Source organism: Segatella copri (assembly GCF_019249655.2).
Taxonomy (GTDB): Bacteria; Bacteroidota; Bacteroidia; order Bacteroidales; family Bacteroidaceae; genus Prevotella.
Window position 1 is genome coordinate 4,204,758 of the sequence record NZ_CP137557.1, and the last position, 19,476, is coordinate 4,224,233.

General features: G+C 48.6%; 14 protein-coding genes. 5 read left to right on the forward strand and 9 right to left on the reverse strand.

The genetic code is table 11. The features are described 5' to 3' along the window. Positions 1–12 precede the first annotated feature (12 nt). From KUA49_RS17000 to KUA49_RS17015, 4 genes are read right to left on the reverse strand one after another with little or no spacing between them, the layout of a single operon-like run. Positions 13–3,210 (reverse strand): tetratricopeptide repeat protein, encoded by a 3,198-nt coding sequence (locus KUA49_RS17000; protein ID WP_218411695.1) that lies wholly within the window; start codon positions 3,208–3,210, stop codon positions 13–15. A gap of 13 nt (positions 3,211–3,223) precedes the next feature. Continuing rightward, the gene (locus KUA49_RS17005) at positions 3,224–4,027 is read right to left on the reverse strand and encodes a metal ABC transporter permease (RefSeq protein WP_218411696.1); all 804 of its coding nucleotides are present in this window, start codon (positions 4,025–4,027) and stop codon (positions 3,224–3,226) included. A gap of 9 nt (positions 4,028–4,036) precedes the next feature. Then, positions 4,037–4,423 (reverse strand): hypothetical protein, encoded by a 387-nt coding sequence (locus KUA49_RS17010; protein ID WP_218411697.1) that lies wholly within the window; start codon positions 4,421–4,423, stop codon positions 4,037–4,039. A gap of 20 nt (positions 4,424–4,443) precedes the next feature. Further along, a complete protein-coding gene (locus KUA49_RS17015) occupies positions 4,444–5,688 on the reverse strand; it encodes a 3-phosphoshikimate 1-carboxyvinyltransferase (RefSeq protein ID WP_218411698.1) in 1,245 nt (414 codons plus the stop codon). 387 nt (positions 5,689–6,075) lie between these two features. Between KUA49_RS17015 and KUA49_RS17020 the strand changes: the two genes are divergently transcribed. Continuing rightward, positions 6,076–6,582: a hypothetical protein gene (locus tag KUA49_RS17020; protein WP_218411699.1), complete on the forward strand. Its 507-nt coding sequence runs from the start codon at positions 6,076–6,078 to the stop codon at positions 6,580–6,582. 191 nt (positions 6,583–6,773) lie between these two features. On the opposite strand, the gene KUA49_RS17025 is transcribed toward KUA49_RS17020, so the two are convergent. The 5 genes from KUA49_RS17025 to KUA49_RS17045 all read right to left on the reverse strand — a co-directional run bounded on the left by KUA49_RS17025 (position 6,774) and on the right by KUA49_RS17045 (position 11,810). Next, entirely contained in the window at positions 6,774–7,526 is a 753-nt protein-coding gene (locus KUA49_RS17025; protein ID WP_203050090.1) for an exodeoxyribonuclease III, read from the reverse strand. Between the two features lie 90 nt (positions 7,527–7,616). Then, a complete protein-coding gene (gene folE, locus KUA49_RS17030; protein ID WP_203040945.1) occupies positions 7,617–8,210 on the reverse strand; it encodes a GTP cyclohydrolase I FolE in 594 nt (197 codons plus the stop codon). 113 nt (positions 8,211–8,323) lie between these two features. Continuing rightward, positions 8,324–9,034, reverse strand: a complete 711-nt coding sequence (locus KUA49_RS17035) for an SPOR domain-containing protein (RefSeq protein WP_203050088.1) — start codon at positions 9,032–9,034, stop codon at positions 8,324–8,326. A gap of 112 nt (positions 9,035–9,146) precedes the next feature. Continuing rightward, a complete protein-coding gene (locus KUA49_RS17040) occupies positions 9,147–11,222 on the reverse strand; it encodes a BT_3928 family protein (protein WP_412178614.1) in 2,076 nt (691 codons plus the stop codon). Positions 11,223–11,261: 39 nt separating this feature from the next. Further along, on the reverse strand, positions 11,262–11,810 hold the full coding sequence (locus KUA49_RS17045; RefSeq protein ID WP_238405277.1) for a DUF1599 domain-containing protein: 549 nt from the start codon (positions 11,808–11,810) through the stop codon (positions 11,262–11,264). Positions 11,811–11,921: 111 nt separating this feature from the next. Here KUA49_RS17045 and KUA49_RS17050 point away from each other — a divergent pair, with 111 nt between their 5' ends. The 4 genes from KUA49_RS17050 to KUA49_RS17065 all read left to right on the forward strand — a co-directional run bounded on the left by KUA49_RS17050 (position 11,922) and on the right by KUA49_RS17065 (position 19,462). Beyond that, on the forward strand, positions 11,922–13,370 hold the full coding sequence (locus KUA49_RS17050; protein WP_203050084.1) for a CCA tRNA nucleotidyltransferase: 1,449 nt from the start codon (positions 11,922–11,924) through the stop codon (positions 13,368–13,370). Between the two features lie 158 nt (positions 13,371–13,528). Next, on the forward strand, positions 13,529–14,740 hold the full coding sequence (locus KUA49_RS17055; protein WP_218411701.1) for an efflux RND transporter periplasmic adaptor subunit: 1,212 nt from the start codon (positions 13,529–13,531) through the stop codon (positions 14,738–14,740). Positions 14,741–14,773: 33 nt separating this feature from the next. Continuing rightward, positions 14,774–18,040 (forward strand): efflux RND transporter permease subunit, encoded by a 3,267-nt coding sequence (locus KUA49_RS17060; RefSeq protein ID WP_218411702.1) that lies wholly within the window; start codon positions 14,774–14,776, stop codon positions 18,038–18,040. A 27-nt stretch (positions 18,041–18,067) separates the two neighbouring features. Further along, the gene (locus tag KUA49_RS17065) at positions 18,068–19,462 is read left to right on the forward strand and encodes an efflux transporter outer membrane subunit (RefSeq protein WP_218411703.1); all 1,395 of its coding nucleotides are present in this window, start codon (positions 18,068–18,070) and stop codon (positions 19,460–19,462) included. Positions 19,463–19,476: the final 14 nt, after the last annotated feature.

Consider the following 19,476-nt stretch of genomic DNA (forward strand, 5'->3'; position numbering starts at 1 on the left):
TTTAGTTTTCCTCTAGAATCCGTCGAGTTCGAAGTATTCGTCTTCCAGTCCGGAATCTTCAGTCTTCTTCTCCTCGAAGTCGATACCGGTATCTTCGGTCTTCTCCTCTTTCTGCTGAGGCTGAATCTCGAAGGTATCTTCATCTTCCTGAGTCTTCTGCTCTTCCTTGGTTACAGGAAGAGTGAATTCTTCTTCCTGGGTATTCTGCTCTTCCTTGTTAACCGGCAGCGTGATTTCCTCTTCCTGAGTCTTCTGCTGCTCTGTGTTCTGATTTACAGGACCGAGAATCAGATCTTCTTTTGGTTCCAATTCATCAAGCGGATGATCGCCTGTTTCTGCATCCTTGCCGGAAATTTCCTCTTTCTGATCTTTATCCACAGCTATTTCTGCTGGCTCGATGAGCAGGCGGAGCTGGCTGATCTTCAATGGGGCGAAGTGCTTGGCGTAGAACTTGTCGTAATCGTCGTATGACAGTTTGGTGCCCAGAAGCTCCAGATTTGGCTCGCTGATGACAAAGGCTCTTGCCTTGTTCAGCAGACGGGTGATGCCTGCCTGCTTATACACCTCGTTGGCGTATTGGCGAGCCTCGTCGTAGTTGCGGAAACCGCTTACCTTCAGGCGATGCAGACCTTGGATATCCTCGATATTGAGATCGAAGTTACGTGCCATATACGAGGTGAAGTTGTATTTCGCCACTTCGAAGAGCAGCTGGTTCTCGTTTACGGAATCAGGAACATAGGCCAGGAGGAACACGAACTTGTCGTTGCGTTCGTCGCTAAAGCCCTTGTGCTGGGTAGAATCGTTGTTGTTGATAACGTCGCTTCTCATCGACCATACATTGCTCAGGTCGAACTTGCCTCCGTAGAGTCGCTTGCCGGCGTTGACACCATTCACTATCATACCCGCCATCTCGCTGAGTCGGCTGTTGGGATATTTCTCCACCACGGTGTTCATGATGGTCATGCATGAATCCACGTTGCCTTCGTTGAGTTGGGTCATACCGCTGATGAAGAGAAACTTATCGCGGTTTTCGCCCGTAGGGAACCGCTTCTCCGATACGGCGGCATTCTCCTTCACTACCTCGTATTTACCCTCCTTGAATGCCTGGTAGGTGAGGGTATAGAGAGAGTCTTCCAGATGAACGCCTATCTTGGCATTCTCTACATAATATGGATCGGAAAGAAGGATGGTCCATTGACTTTCAGGGTAGTCCTTCTTCAGTTTCTCCACGTAGGTGTTTGCCACATCCGTCTGTTTCTTTCTGGAATAGAGCAGGTAGAGATGATAGTAGACATCATCCATGTGCTCATATTCCGGATAGTGGTCAGTCAGTCGGCGCAGTGCCTTCTCGCTGAGTGGCAGGTTGTCGAGCTTATCCTTGAAGATGACGCCCGAATGGTAGAGTCCGTCTTCCAGCAGCTGGTTGCTTTCTGCCAGCTGTTCCGGGGTGAATGGAATCTGTGCCATGTAGTACTCCCTCTTGTGCGGGTCGTTCACGGCACTATCGGTAATCTGCTTGAGCGAATCTTCCTGGGCGGCTACGTTGGCGAGTGAATCTCTCATCTCGTCGGTCATCTCCTCGGCACCCTGTGCTGAAGCAACCACCGTCTTGTTGATTCGTTGCCAGTTGTCTACATTCTCTCGCTTGCCCCAGAGTTTCTGGAACTGCGCCTTACCCTGGTTAACCGCCATAGGAGAATAGAAATACCACTTTCCTTTATCCATGCCGTTCATACCGTTCATGGCATTGTTGGCGGCGTTGTTCTTCTTGTTGGCATTGTTGGCAAAGTTGCCTCCGTTTCCTCCCTGTTGGTTATTGGCGGCTTCCTGCTCAGCCTGTTTTTTGCGTTCTTCCTTTTCTTTCTTCTTCAGGGCGGTAATCACGCGGTCGATGGCAGCGTTGCGGTCTTTCTCATCCATCTTTGCCAATGCCTGGAGGGAGTCCTGCAGGGCTACGGCATCGGTGAAGGGTACCAGTTCGTCGAGCACCTTGGAGCGGTTGGAGAGCTGTTCGTAGTCCTTGCGCTCCTTGTCGAGCAAGCCGATGGCTTCGCCGTAGCAGCGCTGGGCATCGGAGAATTTCTCTCTAATCCAGTAGATGTCGCCCAGATGCAGGAGGAGCACACCTTTCTCTATGCCGTTTCTGGTGGCCTTGGCAACGCCTTTCTCGTAGGCTCCGATGGCCTGCAGGGTGTCTTTCTGAGCCAGGTAGATATTACCGATGGCATAATATACCTGGTCGAGATATTCCTTGTTGTTGTCGGATGCAGCCATGCGCTTCAGCTTGCCTATCATCTTCCTGCTGTTGTTTGCCGCCATCACCTCGGTCATCGAGATGCGGGCATTGAACTCCAGTTCGTAAGGAGGATTGAGGCGCACCACGTGCTTGAACGCCTTGTAGGCTTCCTGCTTGTTGCCGATGGAAGCCTGCAGCTGTCCCATCAGGTACCATTCGCGTGCCTTCTGCTTGCGGCGCATCTCGTGCTTGATTACTTTCCTGAGATAAGGAATCGCCTGTGCCGCTTCGCCCTTGCGGATATGGTAGTCGGCAAAGGTATAATCCCATTCCTTCTGGGCACTCCAGTGGATGGAATCGCGCCTGATGTTGCGGATTACATCTTCTGCATCATACATCCAATCCTGTTCGATATAGCATTTAGCCAGCCAGGCACGAGCCTTTCCGTAGATGGCAGGCTGGGTGGCGTAGAGGCGGCTCATGTAGGCGAAGGTGGTGGCTGCCGAATTGAAGTCGCCCTTGAAGAACTGGGATCTGCCCATCAGCATCCAGGCTTTCCACAGGAAGGGATTGTACTCGCGGCGGCTGAGCCATTCAATATCCTTTTCGGTTTTCTTTCTGCTTTTGGTCCATTCAGGTCGGCTTTTGATACTGTGCTGGTGAATGGCTTTCTCGCATTTTTCGATGGCACGGTCGTAGTTACTTTTACCTATTTCGCGGCTACTCTTGTTGGTAACGGTGTAGAGTGGAATCTGCTCGGTATAGTTGTCCTTGTTGCCAGCTTCTTTCTCCAGTGAGGCATCAATATAGGCGAGGGTACCATTATAATAGGTATTGTATCGGGCGTTGAAGGCATGCCACCATCTGCTCTGCGCCGTATTCTTCTGCGTAGAGCAACCGATGGTACTCATCGAGATGATGATGAGCACGAAGGCGTATGCCAGGTTCCTTGTATGGTGATGATGCTGTTTCATTTTTTCTGGATTCTCATTTTTTCTGGATTCCTTTCCACAATTTTGCGATGGCAAAGATGATGATGCTTACGAAGATGATGGTGGCTCCCGACGGCACATTGAGCATGTAGCTGGCGTAGAGGCCCACGATGCAGTCTATCCATCCCAGGATGATGCTTGCCCAGATCATCTGCCTGTAGTTGTAGGTGAAGAGGTTGGCGGTCATCTGCGGGATGGTGAGCAGACTGATGGCGAGTACGATGCCCACCATCTTGAGGGTGGCTACGATGGTCATGGCGATGAGCGTCATCATCAGATATTCGATGAGGGTGACCGGCAGATGCTGTGACCGGGCAAAGGTACTGTCGAATGCGATGTTCTGGATGGGGCGCAGGAGGAAGATGAAGAGCAGTGCCACCACCAGGGTAAGGATGCCCAGCAACCAGAGGTCTGCGCTGTCGATGGCGAGGATGCTGCCAAAGAGGAAGGAGGGAAGGTCGGGCATGAATCCCGGCGTGAGGAAGCAGCAGATGATGCCCACGCTCATGCCCAGGGTCCAGAACATGGCAATGGCGGAGTCTTTGCGCACATCTTTCTTACGCGAAATCCATTGTACGCCAAAGGCACTGAGGATGGCGAATACCATGGCGGAGAGAATGGGGTTGATGCCCGAGAACACACCGATGCCGATGCCTCCGAAAGAGGCATGGGTGATGCCACCGCTGATGAAGACCAGACGGCGGGTAACGATGTAGGTTCCGATGAATCCGCACAGGATGCTTGCCAAGAAGGCGCCTATCAGTGCGTTCTGGAAAAATGTATATTGCAATATGTCCATATATGACTCCTAGCTATTTAAAAAGTTGATGACTTCATCCTTCAGCTGGTTTGGCAGGTTGATGCCTCGCAGAATCAGACTTCTGTTCCAGCCTGCCACCTCTTCGGGTTGCATGGTGTAGAGCACCTCCGAGAATTCTTCCACTTCCTCGTCGGTATAGTCGTCAGCCTCTCGTCCTGCAAACCGGTCGAGGTCTTCGTCATCGTAATATTCTATTTCCTTGGTGGCAGCCTCCATCATGCAGTCTTGCTCGCACTTGGAGTTTTCTCCATTGCAAGTGTTGCACGATACGCCTTCCTGCAATGGTTCCTCGTCCTCTCCCTTGCGGTGAGAGACGATACCGAATATGGCGCTTATCAGGCCTAGAACCACCAAGGCTAAAACTAAATATAACATAAACAATTAACTATCAACTATTAACTTTCAACTATCTCAAATCCTACTTTCCTGAGGTCTTCCCAATAATGTGGGTACGATTTGCTCACTACTTCCGGGTTGTTGATCTCTATCTGAGGGAACTTGAAGGCGAGTGGGGCGAAAGCCATAGCCATGCGATGATCCTCGTAGGTGTCGATTGGGGCAAAGCTTGCTTCGCAGGTCTCGCCATCCCAATAGAGGGTATTGTCGTTCTCATCGTGGATGACATAGCCCACCTTCTTCAACTCGGTCTTGAGAGCCTCGATACGGTCGGTTTCCTTGATTTTCAGACTGGCAAGACCCGTGAACTTGAACTTCACGCCGAGCGCACAGCATGCTACTACGATGGTTTGAGCCAGGTCTGGGGAACCCGTGAAATCGTATTCAAACTTAGGGAGAAGACAGCGGTTTGTCTTCAGCATTACATTCGTGATGGTGTCGCGATTCTCAAATTCGCTCTTCACACCCAGCAGACTGAAGATGTATTTCACCACAGAATCACCCTGTTTTGAACAGTCCATCAAGCCTTCCAGTTGGATAGAAGAGTCGATGTTGGCATTCAGGGCCATCATCTCGTACCAATAGGAAGAGGCACTCCAGTCGTTCTCAATCATGTAAGGAGTTGTCTTGTATGGCTGAGGCTTCACGGTGATGGTGTCCATATCCGTCCATTCTGCATCTGCTCCATATTCCTTCATGGTCCAGAGGGTGAGGTCGATGTAAGGGCGTGAGGCAATCTCGCCAGTGAGCTTCAGTTCCAGTCCATTCTTCAGCATAGGACCTATCATCAGGAGTGCCGAGATGTATTGCGAGCTGATGTTGCCTACTACCTCCAGGTGGCCGCCTTCCAAAGACTTGCCTTTGATGTGGAGAGGCGGATATCCCTCGTTCTTCTCGTAGGAGATGTCGGCACCCAGATAGCGCAGGGCGTCTACGAGGATGCGGATAGGGCGATTCTGCATGCGCTCAGTACCCGTGATGGTATGTTCGCCCGGTGTAGAGGCAAGATAAGCTGTCATGAATCGCATGGCGGTGCCTGCTGCCTTGATGTTGATGACATCAGGCATATCCTTGAGGGCGGCGATGATAACCTCGGTGTCATCGCAGTCGCTCAAGTTGCTAGGTTGTATGCTGCTTCCAGCCATCGCACTGATGACGAGGGCTCGGTTGCTGATACTCTTAGATGCTGGCAAGTTGATACTTGCATTCATTTGGCTAGGTGCCTTTATTGTATATTTTTTCATTCGCGTACCTTATATTATATATATTTCTCTGCAAAAGTACAAAATAAAAAGTACATACGCTAGAAAAAGGGCGAAAAAGTTTGTAAATGGGTTCAAAAAAGTGGTGGTGCTCCTGAGGGGTAATGAGATAGACTGCTTACAATGTGTAAACTGAGATGGGGATTTATAAGGGTTATCAGGAAATACCTTCTGTCAAAGTGTATAAAAAAGACCCCTTAAATAACAATTTGTAATTTGGAAAACTCTTTCTGGCAAAAAGTAAAACCGACCCGAAAAAATAGATAAAATAGCGTTAAGGATTGATACAACCTATCGAAAATTGTATTATCTTTGCACCAGAAAAAAGAAATAATAATAAACAATTAATAATATCCTAAAATTAAAAATATGAAACGAGTTATATTATTCTCATTGATGGCTTTAATGACCGTAGCAGCTTTCGGTCGCAAGCACGTAGAGAATGCAACAGTAGTAGCTGACACTATTTTCTATGCAGAAAATATGAGCAATGTAGCTAGTGCCGATCAGGCTAGTTATTACAGATTGCTGATGACTACCGGCGCTGGCCTCAATAAGAAGGACGTTTTCCAGGATTTCTATATGAATGGTAATCTCCGTGCTGAGGGAGGCTATAGCTTCATTGACCTCGGTAACGACCGCAATACAGTTTTCAACGGCGAAGTGACCACTTATTATAAGAATGGCAAGGAGAAGTGGCATGGCAAATATGTCAATGGCAAGCGTGAGGGTTACTTCACTCTCCAGCTCCGCGAAGGTGGCGTGGCAGTTGTGCAGTACAGAAACGGCAAGTCTGTTCACGATTACTTCATGGTTACTTACAAGGACGGTACTTCTGTAAAGAAGAATCTCTCTGAGATTAAGGGTCTTATGTAATCCGTTGACCAGTAAATCAATGCCCCGTTAGATGAGGCTGTTGATTTCTTCATTAGAATTGAAAAATCTCTCTTATATAAATTAAAATTTTATGTTGATATGACCAATATGGGGATGGCTTCCGTGAGGAAGGTGATCCCCATCTTTTTTTTATCAACAATCTAATTTATATAAGAAAGTCTGATTTCTTGTTAGATGTTTAAGTCTACTTCCACCGGGCAGTGGTCGCTACCCATGATGTCGGTATGGATCTTTGCTTCTGTAATCTTGTCCTTGATGCTGTCTGATATCAGGAAATAGTCGATGCGCCAGCCGGCGTTCTTCTCGCGTGCCTTGAAGCGATAAGACCACCACGAATAGGTTACTTCCTCTGGATGGAGATAGCGGAAGCTATCGGTGAAGCCATCGTTCAGGAGAATTGTCATTTTCTCTCGCTCTTCGTCTGTAAAACCGGCGTTGCGGCGGTTGGTTTTCGGATTCTTGATATCTATCTCTTCGTGTGCCACGTTTAAGTCGCCACAGATTACTACCGGTTTTTGGGCATCCAGATTTTTCAGGAACTTGCGGAAGTCGTCTTCCCAAGTCATGCGATAATCCAGTCGCTTGAGTTCTGTCTGCGAGTTTGGTGTATAGCAGGTGACGAGGTAGAACTGATCGTATTCCAGTGTGATGATTCTGCCTTCGTGGTCGTGTTCCTCCACGCCCATGCCATAGCTTACGCTCAAAGGCTTGTGCTTGGTATAGATGGCAGTGCCGGAATATCCTTTTTTCTCAGCGTAGTTCCAATAACTTTCGTAACCTTCAAACTTCAGGTCGAGTTGTCCTTCCTGCATCTTGGTTTCCTGCAGGCAGAAGAAGTCTGCATCGAGTGCCTTGAATTGGTTCTCGAAGTCTTTGCCCACGCAAGCACGCAGGCCGTTTACGTTCCAGGATATAAACTTCATTTTTTTATAGTTTATAGTTAAAAGTTAATAGTTTACAGTTGATGGCAAGAATGCTCTATAAACTATCAACTGTAAACTATTAACTATATATTAGATTCTTTTACTTTCTCCTCTCAGCAGGCTCATGAACTCCTGGCGGGTGTTCAAAGAGTTGAATACGCCGCTATAATCACTGGTTGTAGTGATGGAATTCTGCTTCTCCACGCCACGCATCTGCATGCACATGTGTTTAGCCTCAATCACCACCATGACTCCCTGAGGGTTCAGGGTTTCCTGGATGCAGTCCTTAATCTGCTGGGTGAGGCGCTCCTGCACCTGGAGACGGTGGCTGAAGATGTCTACCACACGGGCTATCTTGCTCAGACCGGTGATCTTGCCGTTAGGAATGTAAGCCACGTGAACCTTGCCATAGAAAGGCAGCATGTGGTGTTCGCACATAGAGAAGAAATCGATGTCCTTCACGATAACCATCTGGTCGTATTTCTCCTCAAAGAGGGCATCTGTCAATACCTTGTGGGCATCCTGTGTATAGCCACGGGTCAGGATCTGCATCGCCTTAGCCACGCGCATCGGGGTTTTTACCAAACCTTCGCGTTCAGGGTCTTCGCCCAGGAGTTTCAATACTTCTTTATAGTGTCCTGCGAGTTCGTCCAATCCCTCGCGAAATTCTGTTTCTGGATTCATCTTATTTTATTTATAATTCTTAATTAATAGTTAATAATTTACAATTAATAGTTTATAGTTAGGCCTACGGCATCAATGCTGTAAACTGTTAACTATCAACTATAAACTATTAACTAGTACTGTACCGTAATCTGTCCCTTTACCAGGCATGCCTGTCTGTAACCCAGGGCTTTCACCTTGGCAAGAACCTTCTGGGCTTCGCCCAAATTGCGGAAGTTGCCCATGCGGCAAATCCATCTTGGGGAGTAGAAGTGCACGTAAACCGGCTGGTCTGGGAACTTCATCTTGATGTTGTTGCCTGTCTGTTCCGCCTTCAGTCGGTCGTTGCGGGAGTTACCGCCGGCATATACCTGTACTCTATATCCTGTAACCTTGTAGCTTTTGCGCATCACTTTCTTGCGCATATCCACTATCGGCATTTCAGTTTCTTCTTTTCTGTTCTCAGCCTTGGCAGCGTTGTTGGCGTGGGTGTCCTCCTTTGCGTTGTTGGCATGGGTGCCCTCCTTTGTGTTTTCATGCTGCGGATGAGGGGTAGGAGTATTCTCCCTTTGTGGGTGCTCAGTGTTCTTGTGCTGAGTGTCTGTTGGGGTCTTTTGTGGTTGTGGGGTAGTTTTAGTCTTGGTCTTGTCATCCTGTGCAGTAGGCTTCTTTTCTGCAGCCTGCACAGGTTTTCCGTTTACCAATTCGTCGATAGCCTTGCTTTGGTTCACGGTCACAACACCCTTTCCCGGTTCCTTCTTCTTCAGATGGTCCAGGTAGTTCTGCGCATTCGCTGTGAATGTAGAGCAGAGGATGAATATTAATAATGTGAGGAATTGTTTCATGACTATTTCCTTAAATTGCGCTTTTTTGATATGAAAGCAGTCTTTTTTTTGATTAAAAAGGGATGCCCCCCCACGAAGAAAGGGCATCCCCGCAAAATATTTCTTGTTGAGATTACTTCTTCCAAGCGTCGATGATACCCTTGAAATCAGCAGCCTTCAAAGAAGCACCACCGATCAAGCCACCGTCGATGTTTGGTTTAGCGAAGAGCTCAGGTGCGTTGCTAGCCTTGCAGCTACCACCATAGAGGATAGATGTCTCCTCAGCAGCCTCGTTGCCATACTTCTCAGCTACGATAGAGCGGATGTATGCCAACATCTCCTCAGCCTGGTCAGAAGTAGCAGTCTTACCTGTACCGATAGCCCAGATTGGCTCGTAAGCGAGGATGATGTTCTTCCAAGCGTCAGCGCTCAAGTGGAATACTGAACCTTCCAACTCTGCCTTTACTACCTCGTTCTGCTTCTCAGCCTCACGCTCCTCGAGTGTCTCACCGCAGCAGAAGATAACCTTCAAACCGTTAGCCAAAGCCAACTCTACCTTCTCCTTCAAGATCTCTGCTGTCTCGCCATAGTACTGACGACGCTCTGAGTGGCCGAGGATAACATACTGAGCACCTGTGCTCTTTACCATCTCTGCTGAAACCTCACCAGTGAAAGCACCCTTAGCCTTGTCTGCGCAGTTCTCTGCACCAAGACCAACAATCTCTGAATCCAAAACCTGAGCTACTGAAGCCAAGTGGATGAATGGAGTACAGATTACTACGTCGCAGTTTGGTTTGTCTGCTACCAATGCCTCGTTGATCTCCTTGGCGAGAGCAACACCGTCCTGCAGGTTCATGTTCATTTTCCAGTTACCTGCTACAATTTTCTTTCTCATTTTTCTTTTCTTTTTAAAAGTTGATAATATTCTGTTCGAATTCTCTTTCTTTCTGATCCAGGCGCCCCAAGCCCAGAGCCGGTCGGCAATGGTGAGGAGTACCAGTGGAATGATGAACCAGGAGATGATGCCGGCTATCTTCTTGGCGGCACTTACTTCCGGCATCTTGCCTATCTCGGTCTGTTCCAGCGGCTTGCCTGCTATCTCTTCCATGCCAGGCAGGTCGTTGTGGCTCCATTTCCGGATGATGGTTCCGTCTTTCAGCAGCAGGAGTCCCGGGTTGCTGCGTATCACGGTCTTCAGCGTTGTCTCGTCTGTGATATAGAAGGGATATTCTGCTCCCGTGATGTCTTGCCAGTGCCTGATGGCTTTCTCCGTACTTGCCGTGAGGCAGAGGAAGGGATAGCCATGGTCGTTAGCGTATTCGTATATCTCGTCGATGCTGCCGAAGTTGCTGTCGTCGGCAAACTCCAGGTGGGGTGATACCAGCAGGAAGGTGTAGCCCTTGCGGTGGATCACTTGCTGGGTGATGTCTTCTCCCGTCTTTGCATCTTCAATGCTGAAGTCGTGGATAGGGGGCACGTAGCCTTCTTCCGTCTGCACCGTCTTGCTGTCGATGAAGGTCCAGGTAGAGTCGGGATAGTTGTCTATCGTAAACTCCTTCCGCTCTCCGTTCTTCTCCAGGATGAAGGTGGTGTCAAACTTAGGTTGCTTGGCTCCCTTCGGAATCTCCATTCCCTTGGCGATGTTGGCGCCGATGTGATAAGGGCGGAAGTCGAACTGCGGAAGATACCACAGGCTCCAGGCGCTCATCACGATGGAGAAGAGGAACGTATAGTTGATGACAATCCATCGGGTTGACCTGGATACCAGCAGCGGCATGTCCATCGGTCTTCTCCAGATGAGGATGGCGATGGCAAGGAGGATGATGTTCTTGACGAACGTCTCCATGTTGCTGAGCACGATGGCATCACCGAAGCAGCCGCAATCCTTCACCGGGTCGGCGATGACGATCCAGAGTGTTATCAGCGTCATCACAGCCATCACGAGCAGGGTAAGCTTGCTCACCAGTCTTCTGCGGATGGCAAAGAGCAGGAAAATGCCGATGGCAAACTCGCACATGGCAAGCAGAACCGACATCACCAGTGTGCTCCACGACGGGAACATCCAGTCGATATGCAGTGCCTCCAGATAGTCGGTTATCTTATATTGCGTGCCTAGCGGGTCTATTCCCTTCACGAATCCCGAGAAGATGAACGTTGCTGCCATGAGCAGTCGCCCGATGTTTACCGCTATCTTCATCGCTATCTTCATCATTTTTCACTCCTCTTGATTAATTCTCACTCCTCTTGATTATTTCTCATTCATCTTAATGGCTCCGAACACGGCATAGTTGATGATGTCCATGTAGTTGGCGTCGATGCCTTCCGAAACGAGGGTAGCGCCTGCGATGTCCTCTATTTCCTTTACACGCTGAATCTTGGTGAGGATGAAATCGGTATAGCTGCTTACTCTCATCGAGCGCCATGCCTCGTCGTAGTCATGGTTCTTCTTGAGCATCAGCTGCAGTGCTTCCTGCGCATGGCGGTCGTAGAGTTTCATCGCCTCTTCCGGTGTCATATCCACTTCATCCGCGAAAGGCTTTTCCAGCTGGATGAGTCCTACGATACCATAATTAATAAGGGCAATGAACTCGGGGCGGATGCCCTCACCTACCAAAGATTCTTTCTTGATTTCGAGCGAGCGGATTCGCTTCGCCTTGATATAGAGTTGGTCTGTCAGGGAAGAAGGGCGCAAGATTCTCCAAGAGGCTCCGTAATCGTGGAGCTTCTTCTCAAATAATGTCCTGCATTCACTCATGACATCCTTAAACTGCTGTTCTGTTTTCAATAAATCTGCCATAATAATTTCGAAATTCGGTGCAAATTTACGCATTTATTATGAAATAGCCAAATATTTATTTTGTTTTTCGCTTAAATTGCAGTAACTTTGCACCCCGAAAGAAAAAAGAGTATGAGAAATTTGACCAATGCCGAACTGGCACAGATACTGGATAAGGATATTTTTCATAAGATTTCAGAGGCGGCAGACGAGCTGTCTGTGGAATGTTATGTGGTAGGTGGATATGTGCGTGACCTCTTCCTGGAACGACCTTCCAATGATATTGATGTCGTTGTCGTGGGCAGCGGCATTGAGGTGGCTTCCACCTTGAAGAAGATGCTCGGAAAAAAGGCGCATCTCTCAGTGTTCCGCAATTTCGGAACAGCACAGGTAAAGTATAAGGATACAGAAGTGGAGTTCGTGGGAGCCCGAAAGGAGAGCTATAACCGCGATTCCCGCAAACCGATTGTTGAAGATGGAACCCTGGAGGATGACCAGAACCGTCGTGACTTCACCATCAATGCCATGGCGGTGTGCCTGAACAAGGACCGTTTTGGAGAACTCGTCGACCCTTTTGATGGCGTCTATGACTTGGAAGACGGCATCATTGCTACTCCGCTCGACCCGGATGTCACCTTCTCTGACGACCCGCTCCGCATGATGCGCTGTGTGCGCTTTGCCACCCAGCTCAACTTCCAGATAGAGGATGAAACCTACGAGGCACTCTCCCGCAATGCCGACCGACTGAAGATTATCAGCGGCGAGCGCATCTGCGACGAGATGAACAAGATTATGCTCTCCAAGCACCCAAGCATCGGATTTTATTATCTGAAGGATACCGGTCTGCTCGACCTCATCCTGCCCGAACTGGTGGCGATGGATAAGGTGGAAACCCGCAATGGCAGAGCCCATAAGAACAATTACGACCATACGATGGAGGTTTTGGAGAATGTGTGCAAGCACAGCGATAACCTCTGGCTCCGCTGGGCGGCACTCTTCCACGACGTCGGCAAACCGAAGAGCAAGCGCTGGGACAACAATATCGGTTGGACGTTCCACAGTCATAATATAATAGGTGCCAAGATGATTCCAGGCATCTTCCGCCGTATGAAGCTTCCGATGGATGCGAAGATGAAGTATGTGCAGAAACTGGTGGAGCTCCACATGCGTCCTATCGTGATAGCCGATGAGGAGGTGACGGATAGCGCGGTTCGCCGACTGCTGAACGATGCGGGTGATGACATCAACGACCTGATGACGCTTTGCGAGGCTGATATCACCAGCAAGAACCAGGTGCGCAAGCAGAAGTTCCTGGATAACTTCAAGATGGTGCGCGAGAAGTTGGCAGACTTGCAGGAGCGCGACTACAAGCGATTGCTTCAGCCTTGTATTGACGGCAACGAAATCATGGAGATGTTCCAGCTCAAGCCATGCCGCGAAGTGGGAACCTTGAAGCAGTATCTGAAGGATGCTGTACTGGATAACAGGGTGGCAAACGAGCGGGAACCTTTGATGGAACTTCTGATGAAGAAGGCCCAGGATATGGGCTTGGCTATGGTAGAAAACTTAAATAGAGAATAATTTTTGTTAAATAACGGCTCCTTGCGAGCCGTTATTCATATATTATTAGTAATTTTGCAGCGTTTTAAAACTCAAAATCAGTTTAGAGTTTCCGCCAGAGGGCGGTATGTATATATTAAGGTATGACAAAAATAATAAATTATAATATAAAAATAGGTATGAAAATTAAAAACGTTTTGTTCGTTGCAGCAGTCTGTGTACTCGCAACTTTGACATCATGTGGTGGAAGTAAGAAGGGCGGTCTGCCTGACTTCAGCGATGATGAGTTCGCTGTGGCTACTATCGGTACTTCCAGCGCCGCATTGCAGACTACCTATCCTGCTACCATCAAGGGTATCCAGGATGTAGAGGTACGTCCTAAGGTTTCTGGTTTTATCACTAAGGTTTTTGTACACGAGGGACAGACTGTATCAGCAGGTCAGGCTTTGTTCTCTATTGATAGCGAGACCTATCAGGCTGCTGTCCGTTCTGCAGCTGCCGCTGTAAACACAGCTAAGGCACAGGCTAATACAGCTAAGTTGACTTATCAGAACAATAAGAAATTGTATGATAGCAAGATTATCGGTGAATTTGAACTTTCTACAGCAGCTAACAGCTATGCAACAGCTAAGGCTCAGGTAGCTCAGGCAGAGGCAGCTTTGGCTTCAGCCCGCGAGCAGTTGGCTTGGTGTACCGTTACCAGTCCTTCTGCTGGTGTAGTAGGTAGTCTTCCTTTCAAGGTAGGTGCTCTGGTAAGTGCTTCTGGTCAGGCTCTTACTACCGTTTCCAATATCAGCACTATGGAGGTGTTCTTCTCACTCTCTGAGTCTCAGATCTTGAGCATGTCTAAGACCAATGGTAGCATTCAGGCAGCCATCGCAGCGTTCCCAGCTGTTAAGTTGCAGTTGGCAGACGGTTCTATCTATAATCACCCGGGTAAGGTAGTCAAGATGAGTGGTGTCATCGATGCTACTTCCGGTTCTATCTCTCTCATCGCTCACTTCGCTAACCCAGAGAAGTTGCTGAAGAGTGGTGGTGCAGGTTCTATCGTGGTTCCTAACGATCATAACAGCGCTATCGTTATCCCTCAGGAGGCTTGCTCTCAGGTTCAGGATAAGATCTTCGTTTACATCGTAACCAAGGATAACAAGGTGAAGTATTCTGAGATCAAGGTCAATCCACAGGATGATGGCAAGAACTATATCGTAACTGCAGGTCTTCATGTAGGCGATCGTATTGTTTTGAAGGGTATTACCAAGTTGACCGATGGCCAGCAGATCAAGCCTATCACTCTGGAGCGTTACAATCAGAAGATTGCTGAGGCTGCCAAGTTGGCTGAGTCTCAGGATAACGCTCATGCCTTCGCTACTGCTATGGGCGGAAAGAAGTAATATATAATAAGGTATAAAGAAAAATAGTAAATTATGTCATTTACAAACTTTATAAAGCGCCCGGTACTTTCGACGGTGGTTTCCATCTTCTTCGTCTTGCTGGGTATTATCGGCTTGGTATCGCTGCCTATCGAGCAGTATCCGAATATCGCGCCGCCTACCATCACGGTAACTGCTACCTATACGGGTGCAGATGCCCAGACGGTGTTGAACTCTGTCGTTGCTCCGCTGGAGGAGAGTATCAACGGTGTGGAGAACATGACTTATATGACCTCTTCTGCGTCTAACTCTGGTTTTGCTCAGATCACCGTTTACTTCAAGCAGGGTTCCGACCCAGATATGGCTGCGGTCAACGTACAGAACCGTGTATCTCAGGCGCAGTCTCTGCTGCCTGCCGAGGTTACCAAGGTGGGTGTCACTGTAACCAAGCGTCAGAGTTCTAACGTTATCATGTTCGCTCTGACTACAGACGATGGCCGTTACGACGACCAGTTTGTTACCAACTACGCCCTGATCAACGTTATTCCTCAGTTGAAACGTATCAGTGGTGTGGGTGATGTGCAGAGCCCTTCTACCCGTAACTACTCTATGCGTATCTGGTTGAAGCCAGAGAAGATGAAGGAGTTCGGACTGGTTCCTTCTGATGTTTCTCAGGCTTTGGCAGAGCAGAATATCGAGGCTGCCCCTGGTAGCTTTGGTGAAAGCTCTGATATGCAGTATGAATATACCTTGCGCTACAAGGGTCGTTTGAAGACTCCAATGGAGTATGAAAACATCCTTATCAAGAGCAATACTTCCGGTCAGACGCTCCGTTTGGGCGAAATTGCCAAGGTTGAGTTGGGTGGTTTGCAGTATAATGTAAACCTGCTCAATGATGGTCAGCCTGCCGTGCTGGGTATGGTTCAGCAGATTGCCGGTTCCAACGCTACCCAGATTGCCAGCGACGTAAAGAAATCGCTTGATGAACTGGAGAAGAGTTATCCTCCTGGGTTGAAGAATGTTATCCTGATGGATGTTACTGAGTTCTTGTTCGCATCTATCGAGGAAGTTATCTTCACCTTGATCATCACCCTGGTACTGGTGTTTATCGTAGTGTATATCTTCTTGCAGGACTTCCGTTCTACGCTGATTCCTATGATTGCCGTGCCTGTGGCTTTGGTCGGTACCTTCCTCTTCCTCTGGATCTTCGGATTCTCCATCAACCTGCTTACGCTGTCAGCCCTGCTGCTGGCTATTGCGATTGTGGTCGATGATGCCATTGTGGTGGTCGAGGCGGTTCACGCCAAGCTCGACCAGGGTTACAAGAGTGCCCTTACTGCAGCTATCGATGCGATGAACGAAATTTCCAGCGCCATCATCTCTATTACATTGGTGATGTCTGCCGTGTTCGTTCCTGTATCATTCATCGGTGGTACTTCCGGTTACTTCTACCGTGAGTTCGGTGTAACCATGGCTGTATCTATCGTTATTTCGGCTATCAACGCGTTGACTTTGTCTCCTGCACTCTGTGCCGTGTTGCTGAAGCCACACGAGGAGGGTCACGAGAAGAAGATGTCTTTCATCGACCGATTCCACGCAGGATTCAACTATCAGTTTGATAAGATTACCAATAAGTATAAGGGTGGTGTCAAGTGGGTTATCAACCACGGCATCATCGCTGGTAGCCTCGTGGCTGTCAGTATCGTAGGTCTGGTTGCCCTGATGGGTACTACCAAGACGGGTCTGGTGCCTGATGAGGATACCGGTACTATCTTCGCTTGTATCTCTACAGCTCCTGGTACTTCTCAGGAACGTACAGCAGAGGTCGTTAAGCAGGTAGATAAGATGCTGGCTAGCAACCCAGCCATCGCAACCCGTAACGCCATCATGGGTTATAGCTTTATCGGTGGTGCCGGTTCTAACCAGGGTACCATCATCGTGAAGCTGAAGCCATTCGAGGAGCGTCCGGGTGGATTCTTCCACCGTATCAAGGAGGCTTGTACAGGTGGCGGTATCGAGGCGCTGTTTGTCAACCCTATGGAGTATACCTCTGTATTGGGTATGATTTACAAGCAGACTGCTACGATCAAGGATGCACAGGTGCTTGCCTTTGCTCCACCTATGATTTCCGGTTTCTCTATGCAGAATGGTATTACCATGACTATGCAGGATAAGACCGGTGGTGACTTGAATAAGTTCTTTGATAATGTGAAGAAGTTCCTGGCTGAGTTGAACAAGCGTCCTGAGATTCAGACCGCCCAGACTCAGTACAACCCTAACTATCCTCAGTATATGGTAGATGTAGATGTTGCCAAGACCAAGCAGGCTGGCATCTCTCCATCAACAGTATTGTCTGTAATGCAGGGTTATCTCGGTGGTCTCTACGCATCTAACTTCAATGCCTACGGTAAGCTCTACCGTGTCATGATTCAGGCTGGACCTGAGAGTCGTATGCGTCCAGACGATCTGAGCAAGATTTATGTACGTTGTGCTGATGGCACCATGTCTCCTGTAAGCGAGTTCGTGAACTTGAAGAAGGTTTATGGTCCAGCAAACATCACCCGATTCAACCTGTTTACCTCTATGGATGTATCTGTAACTCCTAACAGCGGTTACTCTACCGGTGACGGTATGAAGGCGATTGCTGAGGTTGCCAAGGAGACATTGCCAGAGGGTTACGGCTATGAGTACTCTGGTTTGACCCGTTCTGAGGCTGAGTCCAGCAACTCTACAGGTTTGATTTTCGCACTCTGTATCGTATTCGTTTACCTCATCTTGAGTGCCCAGTACGAGAGTTACATCTTGCCTCTGTCAGTAGTATTGTCTATCCCATTCGGTTTGGCAGGTGCGTTCATCTTCACCAACCTCTTCGGTCACTCTAACGATATCTACATGCAGATTTCGTTGATTATGTTGATCGGTCTGTTGGCTAAGAACGCCATCCTTATCGTACAGTTCGCCCTCGAGCGTCGTCGTACGGGTATGGCTATCAAGTACTCAGCTATCCTGGGTGCCGGTGCCCGTCTCCGTCCTATCCTGATGACCTCACTGGCGATGGTTATCGGTCTGTTGCCTCTGATGTTCGCATCAGGTGTAGGTAAGAATGGTAACCAGACCCTGGGTGCTGCCGCCGTAGGTGGTATGTTGCTCGGTACAATCTGCCAGATCTTCGTGGTTCCTGCTCTCTTCGCAGTCTTCCAGTGGTTGCAGGAGAAGTTGACCCCAATGAAGTTCGAGGATGAGTTGAACGAGGAGGTAGCTGCCGAGTTGGAGCAGTATGCCAACGCAGCTCATCAGAAGAAGGGTATCGAGAAGAAGTAATAACGCAATGTAACTTCAAAGGAAACAATGAAAAAGAATTTAAATATCATCATATTGGGTCTCGCAGCGCTCTCCCTGAGCAGCTGCAAGACTCTCTACGGAAAATATGAGCGTCCGGATGTGAAGACCAGCGGTATCGTTCGCGATGTAGCTTCTGATACAGATACTTTGGCTGTAAAGGATACTACTACCTTCGCCAATATCCCTTGGCGCAGTGTCTTTACCGACCCTCAGCTTCAGTCGCTCATCGAGAAGGGATTGAACAACAATGTCAACCTCCTCAATGCGGCTTTGAACGTGAAGATAGCAGAAGAGCAGCTAAAGTGTGCCAAGTTGGCATTCGTGCCTTCTCTGGCTTTCACTCCTCAGGGAACCATCGCTTCCTGGGATGGTCAGGCTGCCACCAAGACTTACACGATGCCTGTTACAGCCAGCTGGATGGTAGACCTCTTCGGCAATCTGCTATCTCAGAAGCGCAGTGCCCAGATGGCGCTGCTCCAGTTGCAGGATTATCAGGTATCTGTCAAGACCAACCTCATCGCCAACATCGCCAATATGTATTATACTCTGTTGATGCTCGACAAGCAGGTGGAGTTGGTTAACAATATGGAAGGATTGACCAAGGATACGTGGGAGACTATGCAGAAGATGCACGATCTTAGATTGGGTTACCGTACACCAGCCATCCAGTCAGCTGAGTCTAACTACTATTCTGTGTTGACCCAGAAGACCGATCTGTTGCGCCAGATTCGTGAGACAGAGAACTCTCTGAGTCTGCTCATCGGCGATCAGGCACATAGCATCGCCCGTGGCAAGTTGGATAACCAGAGTCTTCCATCTAATTTCTCAACCGGTGTAGGCATCCAGTTGCTCAACAACCGTGCTGATGTCCACGCAGCCGAGATGAATCTTGCCCAGTGCTTCTATGGTGTAGAGACAGCCCGCAGCAAGTTCTATCCATCTATCACTATTTCCGGTACAGGTGCCTTCACCAATTCAGCTGGTATGGGCATCGTGAACCCTGGTAAGTGGTTGCTCTCAGCTGTAGGTTCTCTTACCCAGCCAATTTTCCAGAACGGCCGTATCATTGCCGGTTTGAAGGTGGCTAAAATGCAGTATGAGCAGGCTTACAACACCTGGCAGAATACCGTGCTGAAGGCTGGTAGCGAGGTGAGCAATGCGCTTGTTCTCTACAACTACTCTGATGAGAAGAGCAAGATAGAGCAGAAGCGAATAGAAGTACTAGAAAAGAATGTAGAATCTACCAAGGAATTGATGGGTATTGCAGGCAGCTCTTACCTTGAAATCATCCAGGCACAGTCTTCACTCCTCAACGTACAGCTTTCTAAGGTAGCTGATGACTTCAACAAGATGCAGGCAGTAGTAAATCTCTACTATGCATTGGGTGGAGGAGCTAAGTAGTTTATAGTTAATAA

Coding starts and splice junctions, on each gene's coding strand:
- KUA49_RS17000 (WP_218411695.1), bottom strand. CDS start 3,210: ATGAAACAGCATCATCACCATACAAGGAACCTGGCATACGCCTTCGTG.
- KUA49_RS17005 (WP_218411696.1), bottom strand. CDS start 4,027: ATGGACATATTGCAATATACATTTTTCCAGAACGCACTGATAGGCGCC.
- KUA49_RS17010 (WP_218411697.1), bottom strand. CDS start 4,423: ATGTTATATTTAGTTTTAGCCTTGGTGGTTCTAGGCCTGATAAGCGCC.
- KUA49_RS17015 (WP_218411698.1), bottom strand. CDS start 5,688: ATGAAAAAATATACAATAAAGGCACCTAGCCAAATGAATGCAAGTATC.
- KUA49_RS17020 (WP_218411699.1), top strand. CDS start 6,076: ATGAAACGAGTTATATTATTCTCATTGATGGCTTTAATGACCGTAGCA.
- KUA49_RS17025 (WP_203050090.1), bottom strand. CDS start 7,526: ATGAAGTTTATATCCTGGAACGTAAACGGCCTGCGTGCTTGCGTGGGC.
- folE (WP_203040945.1), bottom strand. CDS start 8,210: ATGAATCCAGAAACAGAATTTCGCGAGGGATTGGACGAACTCGCAGGA.
- KUA49_RS17035 (WP_203050088.1), bottom strand. CDS start 9,034: ATGAAACAATTCCTCACATTATTAATATTCATCCTCTGCTCTACATTC.
- KUA49_RS17040 (WP_412178614.1), bottom strand. CDS start 11,222: ATGAAGATAGCGATGAAGATAGCGGTAAACATCGGGCGACTGCTCATG.
- KUA49_RS17045 (WP_238405277.1), bottom strand. CDS start 11,810: ATGGCAGATTTATTGAAAACAGAACAGCAGTTTAAGGATGTCATGAGT.
- KUA49_RS17050 (WP_203050084.1), top strand. CDS start 11,922: ATGAGAAATTTGACCAATGCCGAACTGGCACAGATACTGGATAAGGAT.
- KUA49_RS17055 (WP_218411701.1), top strand. CDS start 13,529: ATGAAAATTAAAAACGTTTTGTTCGTTGCAGCAGTCTGTGTACTCGCA.
- KUA49_RS17060 (WP_218411702.1), top strand. CDS start 14,774: ATGTCATTTACAAACTTTATAAAGCGCCCGGTACTTTCGACGGTGGTT.
- KUA49_RS17065 (WP_218411703.1), top strand. CDS start 18,068: ATGAAAAAGAATTTAAATATCATCATATTGGGTCTCGCAGCGCTCTCC.